At 51.2% G+C, this 13,799-nt stretch carries 12 protein-coding genes; 8 read left to right on the plus strand and 4 right to left on the minus strand.

Going from position 1 to position 13,799, the window contains the following annotated elements; genetic code table 11:
- Positions 1-74: 74 nt before the first annotated feature.
- Positions 75-1,520, minus strand: coding sequence for a catalase (locus ACSYSY_RS08810; RefSeq protein ID WP_491707188.1), 1,446 nt, complete (start codon positions 1,518-1,520; stop codon positions 75-77).
- A 144-nt stretch (positions 1,521-1,664) separates the two neighbouring features.
- The gene (locus ACSYSY_RS08815) at positions 1,665-2,759 is read right to left on the minus strand and encodes a CorA family divalent cation transporter (RefSeq protein ID WP_491707189.1); all 1,095 of its coding nucleotides are present in this window, start codon (positions 2,757-2,759) and stop codon (positions 1,665-1,667) included.
- Positions 2,760-3,057: 298 nt separating this feature from the next.
- Between ACSYSY_RS08815 and ahcY the strand changes: the two genes are divergently transcribed.
- Both ahcY and ACSYSY_RS08825 read left to right on the plus strand, forming a co-directional pair.
- Positions 3,058-4,353, plus strand: coding sequence for an adenosylhomocysteinase (gene ahcY, locus ACSYSY_RS08820; protein WP_491707190.1), 1,296 nt, complete (start codon positions 3,058-3,060; stop codon positions 4,351-4,353).
- Positions 4,354-4,437: 84 nt separating this feature from the next.
- Positions 4,438-4,836 (plus strand): DUF3597 domain-containing protein, encoded by a 399-nt coding sequence (locus ACSYSY_RS08825; RefSeq protein WP_491707191.1) that lies wholly within the window; start codon positions 4,438-4,440, stop codon positions 4,834-4,836.
- A gap of 68 nt (positions 4,837-4,904) precedes the next feature.
- Here ACSYSY_RS08825 and sucB read toward each other — a convergent pair whose 3' ends face one another.
- Positions 4,905-5,978 (minus strand): dihydrolipoyllysine-residue succinyltransferase, encoded by a 1,074-nt coding sequence (gene sucB / locus ACSYSY_RS08830; protein WP_491707192.1) that lies wholly within the window; start codon positions 5,976-5,978, stop codon positions 4,905-4,907.
- Between the two features lie 412 nt (positions 5,979-6,390).
- Between sucB and rho the strand changes: the two genes are divergently transcribed.
- A complete protein-coding gene (rho, locus tag ACSYSY_RS08835) occupies positions 6,391-7,686 on the plus strand; it encodes a transcription termination factor Rho (RefSeq protein ID WP_491707193.1) in 1,296 nt (431 codons plus the stop codon).
- Between the two features lie 53 nt (positions 7,687-7,739).
- On the opposite strand, the gene ACSYSY_RS08840 is transcribed toward rho, so the two are convergent.
- Positions 7,740-8,186 carry a methylated-DNA--[protein]-cysteine S-methyltransferase gene (locus ACSYSY_RS08840; protein ID WP_491707194.1) on the minus strand — a complete coding sequence of 149 codons (447 nt, stop codon included), beginning with the start codon at positions 8,184-8,186 and terminating at the stop codon, positions 7,740-7,742.
- Positions 8,187-8,263: 77 nt separating this feature from the next.
- Between ACSYSY_RS08840 and mnmE the strand changes: the two genes are divergently transcribed.
- The 5 genes from mnmE to ACSYSY_RS08865 are packed head-to-tail and all read left to right on the plus strand — an operon-like array spanning position 8,264 to position 13,690.
- Complete coding sequence (mnmE, locus tag ACSYSY_RS08845; RefSeq protein ID WP_491707195.1) at positions 8,264-9,559, plus strand: tRNA uridine-5-carboxymethylaminomethyl(34) synthesis GTPase MnmE; 1,296 nt, start codon at positions 8,264-8,266, stop codon at positions 9,557-9,559.
- 6 nt (positions 9,560-9,565) lie between these two features.
- Positions 9,566-11,425 (plus strand): tRNA uridine-5-carboxymethylaminomethyl(34) synthesis enzyme MnmG, encoded by a 1,860-nt coding sequence (gene mnmG, locus ACSYSY_RS08850; protein ID WP_491707196.1) that lies wholly within the window; start codon positions 9,566-9,568, stop codon positions 11,423-11,425.
- The gene (gene rsmG / locus ACSYSY_RS08855) at positions 11,422-12,015 is read left to right on the plus strand and encodes a 16S rRNA (guanine(527)-N(7))-methyltransferase RsmG (protein WP_491707197.1); all 594 of its coding nucleotides are present in this window, start codon (positions 11,422-11,424) and stop codon (positions 12,013-12,015) included. Before mnmG ends, rsmG begins: the two co-directional genes overlap by 4 nt.
- Positions 12,008-12,796 carry a ParA family protein gene (locus tag ACSYSY_RS08860; protein WP_491707198.1) on the plus strand — a complete coding sequence of 263 codons (789 nt, stop codon included), beginning with the start codon at positions 12,008-12,010 and terminating at the stop codon, positions 12,794-12,796. Before rsmG ends, ACSYSY_RS08860 begins: the two co-directional genes overlap by 8 nt.
- A gap of 3 nt (positions 12,797-12,799) precedes the next feature.
- On the plus strand, positions 12,800-13,690 hold the full coding sequence (locus tag ACSYSY_RS08865; protein ID WP_491707199.1) for a ParB/RepB/Spo0J family partition protein: 891 nt from the start codon (positions 12,800-12,802) through the stop codon (positions 13,688-13,690).
- Positions 13,691-13,799 lie beyond the last annotated feature (109 nt).

Here is a 13,799-nt window from a genome sequence, read left to right on the forward strand (position 1 = left end):
TGTAACAGGTCACAAGACACATCACTTACGTATCTTGTGACCATTTCAAGGCCCTATACAGACTTAATGACGGCCTAGCCCTGAAGCTCTTTCAGTGCCTTTCTGACACCTTCAGCCCAGCGCGGGTCAGCTTTCTCAAAATGACCCAACTGACGCTCTATAATCTCTTGAGGCACGCCCTGCATTGCTGAAGCGAAATTTTTATAGAAACGCTGTTTCTCGCCTTCATCAAACAGATGATAGAGAGCAGCTGGCTGATCGTAATCATTGCCATCACTGCGGTGATCATAATAAGTCGCCTCACCGCTTACCCGCAAAGGCGGCTCTGCTGCCTTGAAATCCTGAACCGGTCCACCAAAGGAGTTAGGCTCATAGAAATCCCCATCGCCACTTTTCGGAGCATCAAAACGCATGGCCCCATCCAGATGATAATTCTGGATCGGGAATTTCGGGCGGTTAATCGGCAACATCTCATAATGAGTACCCACACGGTAGCGGTGGGCATCAGCATAAGAGAAAATCCTGCCCTGAAGCATTTTATCAGGAGAATATCCGATGCCCGGAACGATATTGGAAGGTGAAAAAGCAGCCTGCTCCACCTCTGCAAAATAATTATCCGGGTTACGATTAAGCTCCAGAACCCCGACTTCTATCAAGGGATAATCCCTATGAGGCCAGACTTTGGTAATATCAAAGGGGTTAAACGAAACACGCTCGGCGTCTTCTTCCTCCATAATCTGGATATAAAAGGTCCAACGCGGGAAATTCCCGGACTCAATAGCGTTATAAAGGTCTTCCTGAGCGTTATCGCGTGTTCGTGCAATAACGCCAGCCGCTTCCTCATTTGTGTAACATTGAATGCCCTGCTGTGATTTAAAATGAAATTTGACCCAGTAACGCTCTCTCCGGTCATTCCAGAAGGAATAAGTATGGCTGCCAAAAAGATCCATATGGCGATAATCTTTTGGTATCCCCCGATCAGAGAATAAAATGGCCACCTGATGCAAACTCTCAGGACTGAGAGACCAGAAATCCCACATAGCGGTAGGAGAACGCAGATTTGTTCTTGGATGACGTTTTTGCGTATGAATAAAGTCGGGAAATTTTATAGGATCACGAACAAAGAAAACCGGGGTGTTATTACCCACAAGGTCCCAGTTCCCCTCTTCTGTATAAAATTTCATGGCAACGCCACGTACGTCACGCTCGGCTTCTGCGCCTCCCTTTTCAGGGGCAACCACCGAGAAACGAATGAACATATCGGTCTTTTTACCAACCTGGGAAAAGACTGAAGCTCTGGTATATTTCGTAATGTCATGTGTGATCGTTAACGTCCCATGAGCTCCCGAGCCTTTGGCATGGACTGTACGTTCCGGGATACGTTCACGGTTCTGGTGAGCCAGCTTTTCAAGAAGCTGATAATTCTCCAGTAAAAGCGGCCCTCTTTTGCCAGCCGATTTGCTGTCTTCATTATCGACCCAGGGGGCGCCTGCTGTCGTGCGGATGATGTTTTCAGACATAGACAGTTTCCTTCATGAACGTATAACGAACAGGAACTGCCCCCTAATTAACTGAAAAATAATAAAGATAATCAGAAGGGGCTCTTCTGATTATTAGGCTGAAAAGATTAAGCCACGTTTAAATATATGAAATATATCTTCTGCTTATAAAAGACGGGCCATTTTCATAAAAATGAAGGTAATCGCCATGGAGAGAAAACAGATCCCCCCTGCTATGATGGTGCCGATCCCTCCATTCGCCAGGAACATGCCCCCCGTATTCATGCCGAAGAACCCTGTTACAAATGTTGCAGGCAGCATCAAGGTCGTCATCACGGAGACGATATAAAGCCGCCGGTTCGTTTCCTCAGCCTGATTGGAAGCCAGTTCATCCTGCAGGGAGCGTGCACGGTCATGCAGGGCAATAAGGTCATCAAGGGCTGCATGGACCTGCCGCTCGGCACGATCACGCAAATCATCTTCCGCCCAGTTGGGGAGATTAAGGTCTTCATCACGCAACACACGGTCAACAGGAACCATGGCACGACGTAATTCTGACGTCCGCCTGCGCACTTTGCCCACAATACTACCCAGATGGCCCAGATCATGGCTCCGTTCTTTCAATAAAAGAACATCTTCTGTCCGGTCGAGCTCATCATCAAGCTGGCCCAGCTGCCGGCGGACCGTTGTTGTAAAATCCCGCAACACCATATCCACAACCCCTGCGGGATTACGCGGGACATGATCATTTTCCAACGTTCTGTATGCCGCCCCAAGAACGGGAATAGGCGTGCGGCGGGTTGTAACCAGAAAATCCCGCTTCATGGCAAACCGCCAGGCACAGATTTCCCGGTCTTCCTCAGCCAGAGCATCATCAAAAGCCGGGAAAGCTCCCCAGACCGTATCCCCTGACGCTTCAAGAGCAATGCCATATTCCGTTTCTGCCAGCATTGCGCTGACATCTTCCGGCAAACCGGGCAGATGGGCCACATTGTTACGGGCTGAATTATGGACCATATCAAAATGGAGCCAGAACCAGCAGCCTTCCTGCTGGATACTCCCGATCAAATGAAACTGCTCAGGTGTTGCTGAAGCCAGAATTGCCTTGATTTCAGAGGGTTCAAGAGTCCTGATCCCGACACCGGGCGTTGCACAGATAGCCCACACCAACCCTTGTGTCAGACGCTCGGGTCCCTCTTTTTTCTTCAGGGATGGGTCAAGCACAACAAACGGGAATTTGGGAACAGTATTATCCGACATAACTGTCTCCCCCCTTAACGAAAAAAATCTATCAGGCAATTATTTTATTCAGATGACTGAATTCAATATGGCACTTTCCTAAAGTATCTCAAAGGGATTGGACACTCCCTAATCGCTTTTCCCACCAAAAAATGTTTATCCGCCACAATATTCGCTTTTTCCGGGCATATTTCTTTCAAAGAGGCAAAAACCCAATCCTTACTGCCGGCTTCACGGCCCCTTTATAAAGAAAGCTGGTATTTTGGACGTATTTGGGGTTTCATGACGCCCGAATAGCTAGAATTTTGAGGAAGTCCAAATGACAGCACATGATTATAAAGTTCGTGACCTGAGCCTTGCTGACTGGGGCCGTAAGGAAATCTCCATCGCAGAAGGTGAAATGCCGGGATTGATGGCACTCCGCGAGGAATATGGCGACCAGCAGCCCCTGAAGGGTGCCCGTATTGCAGGCTGCCTGCATATGACCATTCAGACAGCTGTTCTGATTGAAACCCTGATCGCCCTTGGAGCGACCGTCCGCTGGTCATCGTGCAATATTTTCTCCACCCAGGATCAGGCTGCGGCTGCCATTGCGGCTGCCGGTATTCCTGTCTTTGCCTGGAAAGGTCTGTCAGAGAACGAATTCTGGTGGTGCATTGAGCAGACACTTAAAGGCCCTGATGGCTGGACGCCCAATATGATTCTCGATGACGGGGGCGACCTGACGGTTCTCGTTCATGAAAAACATCCTGAACTGCTCAAAGACATTCGTGGTCTTTCTGAAGAAACCACAACAGGCGTCCACCGTCTGTGGGAAATGGCCAAAAAAGGCACATTGAAAGTCCCTGCCTTTAATGTAAATGACAGTGTGACGAAATCAAAATTCGACAATCTTTATGGCTGCCGTGAAAGCCTTGTCGATGCCATCCGTCGTGGCACAGACGTTATGATGGCCGGTAAAGTGGGCGTCGTCGCTGGCTATGGCGATGTTGGCAAGGGCTCCGCTGCGTCACTGCGCAATGCAGGGTGCCGCGTTCTGGTGACCGAAGTTGATCCGATCTGTGCGCTTCAGGCGGCGATGGAAGGCTATGAGGTCGTCACGATGGAAGACGCCGCTCCAAGAGGCGATATCTTCGTTACATGCACAGGCAATGAAGACATCATCACACTTGATCATATGCGCGCCATGAAGGACCGTGCCATCGTCTGTAACATTGGTCACTTTGACAGTGAAATTGATACAGCCTCCCTTCGTAACTTCAAGTGGAACAACATCAAGCCACAGGTTGACGAAATTGAGCTGGCCCCCAATCGCCGCATTATCCTTCTTTCAGAAGGCCGCCTCGTCAATCTTGGAAACGCAACAGGGCACCCCTCTTTTGTGATGTCCGCTTCTTTCACAAACCAGACTCTGGCCCAGATTGAACTCTGGACAGCAAAACCTGGCACTTATGAAAACAAGGTCTACACACTTCCCAAGATCCTCGATGAAAAAGTGGCAGCCCTCCATCTGGATAAAGTAGGCGCCAAGCTTTCAAAAATGACCAAAAAACAGGCCGATTACATCGGTGTTAATCAAAATGGTCCATTCAAACACGATCTTTACCGTTACTGAGCTACACTGAAAAGAAGGCCCCCCTTCTGGAGTCCCGGCAAAGGGCCCGGAGGGGCCTTCATTCATAACCAGGGAGAATTTTCCATGGGTATCTTCAGTGACATTGTTTCCAGAATCAAATCCTTCGCCCATGAGGCGCAAAAACCGACGCAGGCTTCTTCCGCCACGCCGGCTCCAAAACAGGATAAGACACCACAACAGGCGGAAAGTCCTGCACAGAATCAGCCGGTTGATGTAGAAGCCACATTACAGGCGCTGGCCATCAAATCAGGCAGAAATCTTGATTATCAACATTCCATTGTTGACCTGATGAAATTGCTCAATCTTGACAGTTCCCTGAATTCCCGGCGCAAACTTGCCGATGAATTAAATTATGCGGGCGACAAGAATAATACCGAAGCCATGAATATATGGCTCATCAAACAGCTGTACGGAAAAATCAGCGAAAATGGCGGTCACGTTCCGCAAGACTGGAAGATCTGATAAAAATACCCCCTGTTCCGCTCAGGTCAGGGGGTATTCCATCCGTCACATAGCTGTCTGGGAAATGATTAAATTTCGAGCAAAAGACGTCTCGGATCTTCAATCAGTTCTTTAATACGCACAAGGAAGCTGACAGCCTCTTTCCCGTCAATCAGACGATGATCGTAGGAAAGGGCGACGTACATCATGGGACGGATCACAACCTGACCATTGCGTGCAACGGGCCTGTCCTGAATTGTGTGCATTCCAAGGACACCTGATTGAGGACGATTCAGGATTGGGGTGGATAAAAGTGAGCCGAAAATGCCACCATTGGTGATGGTGAAAGTTCCTCCTGCGAGCTCATCAAGCTTCAGAGCGCCATCCCGCGCTCGTTTGCCATAATCAGCAACACACCGCTCCAGCTCAGCAAAATTCATCTGCTCAGCCTGCCTTATGACGGGCACGACAAGGCCGCGTTCTGTGCCGACAGCGATCCCCAGATTTACATGATCACGATAAACGATCTCGTCGCCATCAATCTGGGCGTTCAGGGTTGGATAATCCTTGATTGCTCCGATCACAGCCTTGGCGAAAAAGGACATGAAGCCTAAGCGGGTTCCGCCATTTTTCTTCTCGAAAACCTCTTTATACTGGGCACGCAGCTCGCGCACAGCGCCCATATCTATTTCATTGAATGTGGTCAGGATCGCCGCACTATTCTGGGCCTCTTTCAGATTACGCGCAATTGTCTGGCGCAAGCGGCTCATAGGGACCCGCCTGACCCCTTCCTGATCTGAAGGGACACGAGGCTGCACCGGCTTTGATTCAGACGTAAGAGGAGGCTCTTTGGAAATAGAAGCCGTCTCAACAGGGGCAGAAACGGCTTTTTCGGAAGGGGCTGTTTTCAGGGGAGCAGGAGGCACAGCTGTCTCATCAAGAGAGGCCACAAGCTGATCCACCTTCACCTCTGTCCCGACAGGTGCCAGAATCTCCAGACTTCCCGCCACAGGGGCCGGCACTTCAAGGGTTACCTTGTCAGTTTCAAGCTCGAGGAGAACATCTCCCGGCTGCACATAATCACCTTCTTTGCCGAGCCACCGGGCAATGGTCGCACTGTTCAGGCTCTCGCCCAGGGGGGGCACTCGGATTTCAACGGTCATCTTGCTTCCTGCCTTAGTGACTTCAACAAGCCTTCTAACTCATGATTTTTAGAAATATTGGGACAATTTTATAACAGAGCCCTTCTTAAAAAGCACGCTTTCCCTTTTCCTGAAACATTTTTATGATATGATCTTGACACAATCTTTCGCCTTGCCTAAGTGTCAACCAGATTTCGAGAGGGCTTTCATACCTTTTCAGATCACGATCCTCTAAACCGGATGACACCTTAATAAATCCTCGTTACACGTACTCTTGCCCCTTTTCTTATTTTACGCAGGGGGAAGCGGCTTTTGCGAGGTCTCTGTCAATCAGTCACGTCACATGCTTACGTATGTTTCTTCTGCTGGCCTGCGGTGTCTCCTTTCTCTTTCATGACCCTCTCCACTGGAGCAGATCAAGGCGCATATTTTCATGCATCTCGCCGAACTTAAGAAGAAATCCCCCACCGATCTTCTGGCCTTCGCTGAAGAACTGGAGATTGAGAACGTTTCGTCCATGCGCAAGCAGGACATCATGTTTGCAATTCTCAAAACGCTGGCTGAACGTGAGCAATCCATCTATGGAGACGGCACGCTCGAAATCCTGCCTGATGGCTTTGGCTTTCTGCGCAGCCCTGAAGCAAACTACCTCCCCGGACCCGATGATATCTACGTCTCCCCTGCCCAGGTTCGCCGCTTTGGCCTGCGCCCGGGAGATACGGTAGAAGGTGAGATCCGTGCTCCACGCGATGGAGAGCGTTATTTCTCACTTCTCAAAATCAATGCCATTAACTTCGAGGCGCCGGAAACGGTCCGCACCCGGATCAATTTTGACAATCTGACGCCTCTTTACCCTGAACGCCGTCTTCAGATGGAAGTGGAACTCAAAGAAGAGCCCGCTGCCGCAAAGAATGCCAAAGGGAAAAAAGATCAGCGCGATTATACCTCCCGCGTGATTGACCTCGTTGCACCTATTGGTATGGGGCAGCGTGCCCTGATCGTGGCCCCGCCACGCACAGGTAAGACGGTCATGCTGCAAAGCATTGCCTCCTCCATTACGGCAAACCATCCTGATGTCTTCCTTATCGTGCTGCTTATTGACGAGCGCCCTGAGGAAGTGACGGACATGGCTCGTTCAGTCCGGGGGGAAGTCATTTCCTCAACCTTTGACGAGCCTGCAACACGTCACGTTCAGGTCACGGAAATGGTTCTGGAAAAAGCCAAGCGTCTTGTCGAGCATAAGCGCGATGTTGTGATCCTGCTTGATTCCATCACGCGTCTGGCACGCGCCTATAACACAGTTGTGCCTTCATCAGGCAAAGTGCTGACCGGTGGTGTGGATGCCAATGCGTTGCAGAGACCAAAGCGCTTCTTTGGTGCGGCCCGTAACATTGAAGAAGGCGGTTCTCTCACCATCATTGCAACGGCTTTGATTGATACAGGCTCACGCATGGATGAAGTGATTTTTGAAGAATTCAAGGGCACAGGCAACTCCGAGCTGATCCTTGACCGTAAACTTGCGGATAAGCGGACGTTCCCTGCGATTGACATCACCAAATCCGGCACCCGGAAAGAGGAGCTGCTTGTCGATCGTGCGTCCCTCTCCAAAATGTGGGTTCTGCGGCGTATTCTGGCCCCTATGGGCACGATGGATGCAATGGACTTCCTGCTGGACAAATTGCGTTACAGCAAATCCAACCAGGATTTCTTCGACGCGATGAACAACTGATCCCGTTCAAAAAAGCCTCCCTGAAATGGGAGGCTTTTTTAATGAAATAACGTTTAAATCCCTTTTTCCAGCTCTAACAGCCAGACCTTGTCTTCCACGCCGCCAAAGGCGGAATAACCCGTCATGCCTCTCCGCCCGATAACGCGATGACAGGGAATAATCAGGGGAATCGGATTAAGCCCCACAGCGTGACCGACTGATTGGGCAGAGCCACCGACCTTCTGCGCAAGATCATTATAAAAGCAGGTTTTTCCATAAGGAATGTCGCGAAGTGCCTGCCAGACGCGTTTTTGATAATCCGTGCCATAAAACTCAACAGGGACATCGCGAAAATCAACAGACTGCCCGTCAAAATAATCCTGCAACGAAGACACAACACGCTCCAGGAGGGGCGTTTTTTCCTGATCACGGCCCTGACCTTCATCAAGGGAAACGATCTTTCCCTCTTCTTCGCTGAGCGTCAGAGTGCCGAATGGAGACTGAAAAGATAATTGAGGCATAATGTCTGAAAATGCCTTTTCTCCCCTTTAGCGTCAATAAGGCTGATTTTCTTTCAAGAGTGCGCTAAGAGGACGTTATGACCTCCATAAACTATTCTGAAACGCGCACCATTTTTGCCCTTGCCACCAGCCTTGGTCACGGAGCTATTGCCATCATCAGGGCAAGTGGTCCGGCTTGCGCTTCTATTCTGACAGCTCTCGCAGGCCCCCTGCCCAAAGCGCGTCAGGCCAGTCTACGTTTTTTACGCCATAAAGACGATATTCTCGATCACGCTTTGATACTATGGTTTCCCGGACCGCACTCTTATACAGGCGAAGACAGTTTTGAACTTCACCTTCATGCCGGCCCTGCTGTCATAGAAGCGGTCTCAGACGCGCTGATTGATCTGGGAGCTCGTCCGGCTGAAGCTGGAGAATTTACAAAAAAGGCCGTGCAGAAAGGAAGGCTTGACCTTCTCCAGGCCGAGGCCATTGCAGACCTGGTTGAGGCCGAGACACAGGCTCAAAGGAAACAGGCTTTAAACCAGATTGATGGGGCCTTAAGCCAGCTCTATCAACAATGGGCGGCTCGCCTGAAAGCTATTCTGGCCCAGCAGGAAGCCCTGATTGACTTCCCAGACGAAGATCTGCCTCCTGAAGTCGAAGCTGCTCTGGTTGAAGAGGGAAATACCCTTTTATCTGAAATTGAGGACCATCTTCAGGATGAACGTGGTGAAGTCACGCGCAATGGGCTGACGATTGTCATTGCCGGCGCTCCGAATGTGGGAAAATCCAGCCTGCTGAATATGTTGAGCGGAGAAGAGGCTGCCATTGTCACGCATCAGGCTGGCACGACCAGAGACGCCATCACTGTCGATTGGGTGCTGGATGGTATCAAGCTGCGTCTGATTGATACAGCAGGCTTGCGGGAAACAGATGATCTGATTGAAGCTGAAGGCATCAAGCGCGCCCGTCGCCATGTTGAAAAAGCCGATATTGTTCTTCATCTTCTGGCCCCCGGAGAAGAACCCTCTATTTTGGCGCCGAGAGAAATTACCCTGCGCACCAAAACTGATATCACCCCGGCACTTCCTCATGAGCTTGGCATTAACACCCTCACACCTGAAGGGTTGGCCCCTCTTAAAGAGACGCTCCGGACACATCTTGGCCGTCTTATGGCCCAAAGAGTCACGCCACCGCTCACACGGGCACGCCACCGTGCCGGGTTGGAGGAAACCAGGCAGCACCTTCTGGCCGCACAATCTGCCGAATGGCCTGAATTAAGGGGAGAAGAACTCCGCCTTGCCATGGTTTCGCTGGGACGCCTGACAGGACATGTGGATATAGAGGCTCTGCTTGACACAATTTTCAGTCAATTCTGCATCGGGAAATAACGGTTCATGACCCTTTCTTACGACGTCATTATTATTGGTGGCGGCCATGCCGGTTGTGAAGCAGCCGCTGCCTCAGCGCGTTTTGGGGCACGCACGCTCCTGCTCACCCATCATCTGGACACAGTCGGAACCATGTCCTGCAATCCGGCGATCGGGGGGATCGGAAAAGGGCATCTTGTCCGCGAGATTGACGCCCTTGACGGGCTTATGGGCAAAGCCGCAGACAGAGCCGGGATTCACTTCAAACTTCTGAACCGTTCCAAAGGTCCTGCTGTTCACGGGCCGCGGGCACAGACAGATCGTTATCTATACCGCAAAGCCATTCAGTCCCTTTTGCAAGAAACACCCAATCTTTCCATTCAGGAGGGCGCTGTCAGTGACCTCATCGTCACAGACGGCAAAGTCACGGGCGTTACCTGTGAAGATGGGCGCCATTTTCACGCAGGGGCCGTCGTCCTTACAAGTGGTACCTTTTTAAGAGGCGTGATCCATACAGGAAAGGTCAAGGAAGCGGCAGGACGCATCGGCGAAGCACCAGCCACAAAACTGGGCGAAAGGCTGGAGGCTCTGGGCCTGAAAATGGGCCGCCTGAAAACAGGAACCCCCCCACGGCTGGCGCGGGATTCTATCGACTGGAAAAATCTTCCTGCCGACCCGGGTGATGAAGAACCGGAAGCCTTCAGCACGTTAACAACACATCTTCCAAACAGTCAGCTTGTGTGCCGCATTACGCAGACAACGGCTAAGACACACGCCATCATTAGGGAAAACCTTCATCTCTCTGCCATGTATGGTGGAGAGATTACCGGGCGCGGGCCACGTTACTGCCCCTCCATTGAAGATAAAATCGTCAGATTCTCTGAAAAAGACAGTCACCAGATTTTCCTTGAGCCTGAAGCACTTCCCGGCAATCCGGGCTCTGAGCTGGTTTATCCGAATGGAATCAGCACGTCCCTCCCTGCTGATGTTCAAAAACTCATCATCGCCTCCATGCCGGGGCTGGAAAACGCCAGAATTGTCACGCCCGGTTACGCGGTCGAATATGATTATGTCGACCCCCGTGAGTTAAGACACTCCCTTGAAGTGCGCCGTCTGCCGGGTCTCTATCTGGCAGGGCAGATTAACGGCACAACAGGTTATGAGGAAGCAGGCGCACAGGGGCTTCTGGCCGGGTTGAATGCAGCCCGCTCTGTCAGCGGGCTGGAACCACTGATTTTGCAGCGCCATGAGGCCTATCTAGGTGTCCTGATTGATGACCTGACCCTTCACGGGATCAATGAACCCTACCGTATGTTTACCTCACGGGCGGAGTATCGTCTCATCCTGCGGGCTGATAATGCCGACCTTCGCCTGACAGAAAAAGGCATTGAAGCCGGGTGCGTCGGCACTGAGAGACGTGAAACATTTCATGCCCTCAAGGCCGCCATAGAGACAGCTATGGTAAAAGCTGAAGAGAAAATTTTCCTGCCGCCTCTTCTGGCCCAGCATGGGATTGAGGTTTCACAGGATGGAAAGCGGCGTTCCCTTCTGGAAGTGATGGCCACGCAGGCTTCTCCAGAGGCTCTCTATGCGATTGCCCCCTGGCTGGCTGAACTGCCCGTGCGCATTCGCCGTCACCTGGAAACAGAAGCACGCTATGGGGGCTACCTGCGGCGGCAGGAACGTGACATTCAGAACCTGCAACAGGAAACGGCGCTCCGCCTGCCTGATGACCTTGATTACAGTAAAATCGGTGGGCTCAGCACTGAAATGCAGGAACGGCTTTCAGAAGCACGGCCCCATGATTTCGCTGCCGCGCAGAGAGTGCGTGGCCTCACGCCCGCAGCCCTCATCGCTGTGCTTGCTTACGTGAAAGGACGGCCATGACAACGCCCCCTCTTATGAATGTTTCACATGAAACAAAAGAACGACTGACGGTTTTTGCTGACCTCCTTACAAGCTGGAACAGCAAGATCAATCTCGTCAGTCCGCGTGATATAGACTCCCTCTGGACACGCCATATTGAAGATAGTCTGCAATTAGTGCCTTATATTCCATCAGGCAGTCAGATCACTGATCTGGGGTCAGGCGGCGGCTTCCCGGGGCTTATCATTGCCATTGCGACAGGCAATCCCGTTACATTAATCGAATCTGACCATAGAAAAGCCGCTTTTTTACGCGAAGCAAGCCGCGTCTGCGGTATCAGGACAACGGTCATTACAAAAAGAATCGAAGAAGCAACCCCACCACCTGCAGATATTATTACGGCGCGTGCCTTGGCCCCATTGAAGACCCTTTTGCAGTGGGCAACGCCTCTTTTGAAAGAAAATGGCTTTTGTCTTTTTTTAAAGGGACAAAAAGCATCTCATGAGTTGACCGATGCCTCACAAGACTGGCAGATGAACTATAAGAGTTTCCCAAGCATCACGGCTCCTGATGGGGTCATTTTGAAAATCAGTGAAATCAAACGTGTCTAAAACCTCATCAACCGATACCCAGATCATTGCCATTGCCAACCAGAAAGGTGGCGTTGGTAAAACCACAACCAGCCTCAATCTGGCGGCTGCTCTGGCACAATATCGCCGCGTCCTTCTGGTCGATTTCGATCCGCAGGGCAATGCTTCCACCGGGCTTGGAATCGATTATAGCGACCGGCAGCGTGGGAGTTATGACGCCCTTATGGGGGAAGAGGAACCGACGTCCCTTCCCCGCCCGACCAATATCGCCCAGCTTGATATCATCCCCGCCAATGTCGATCTGGCTGGTGTCGAAATTGAAATGATCGATCAGGAGAGGCGAGAATATCGCCTGCGTGATGTCCTTCAGATGGTTGAGGGACTTTACGATATCATTCTGATTGACTGCCCCCCCAGTCTGGGTCTTCTGACACTCAATGCGCTGGTTGCGGCACAAAGTGTGCTGGTCCCTCTTCAATGCGAGTTTTTTGCTCTGGAAGGAATCAGTCAGCTCGTCAGGACGATTGAACGCGTTCGCATGGCCTTTAATACCGATCTCTGTCTGGAGGGTATTGTTTTAACCATGTATGACAAACGCAATAACCTCTCAGCCCTCGTTGCTGATGATGCGAGAAGTTTCTTCGGGTCTCAGATTTATGATACGATCATTCCGCGCAATATCCGTATCTCTGAAGCCCAGAGCCATGGGAAATCTGTTTTAAGTTATGATCCCCGCTCAACGGGAGCCCTGGCCTATAATGCCCTGGCTCTGGAGCTTCTTGAACGTCTGAAGGGGAAATAGGCCATGTCAAAAAAAGACACTTCACCCCGGCTTGGTCGTGGTCTGGCAGCGTTATTGGGCGACAGGGCTCCCCAGATCAGTCGGGTTGCCCATAGCGCAACATCTGACGAAGCGGTAAGCTCTCAAAGTAATCTGGCGGTTGACCTTCTGGCCCCCAGCCCTTTCCAGCCACGCAAAGTCATGGACGCTCCCAAGCTGGCAGAGCTCGCTGATTCCATACGTTCCCGTGGGATTCTTCAACCCCTTCTCGTACGCCCCAATCCAGACAAGAAGGGTCATTACCAGATCATCGCAGGGGAACGGAGATGGCGTGCTGCCCAACAGGCAGGCCTTCACGAAGTCCCTGTTCATATCCGTAATCTTGACGACAGTGACGCCATGGCAGCAGCCATGGTCGAAAACCTGCAACGCTCGGACCTGAACCCGGTGGAAGAAGCTGAGGGTTTCCAGAAACTCCTGACCGATTATCATCTTACTCAGGAGGAACTGGCAGGCGCTTTAGGGAAATCACGTTCCCACATTGCCAATACCCTCAGATTATTGAATCTCCCGGGGCTTATCCTCCAGAACCTCCGTGATGGGTTACTGAGTGCTGGACATGCACGGGCCCTGCTTGCCCACCCGGAACCTATAGAGGCGATGCAGATTGTTCTGACCAGAGGCCTTAATGTGCGTCAGACGGAGCTTCTGGCAACCAATGCGCAAAAAGGGGTCATAGACGCAGCAGAACGTCACCCCAGGCAGCCTGACATCGTAAAACTGGAGGAAGAACTCTCCACCCGTCTGGGCCTTAAAACGCGCATCACCTTTAATGGCAAAAAGGGGTGCCTGAAGGTCAATTACGAGAGTTTGGAGCAATTTGATACGTTATTGCACCTTCTTAAAGGGCATTAAAAAAAACCGAAGGAACATCGTTCTTTGGGAGAGCACCAGGTGTCTTCTTTGCCGGAAGACACTTTTCTCTTTATAAGAGACATCATAATTCTTTAAGTCTGTTTCGCAA

The sequence above is a fragment of the Aristophania sp. ESL1100 genome, assembly GCF_058511235.1.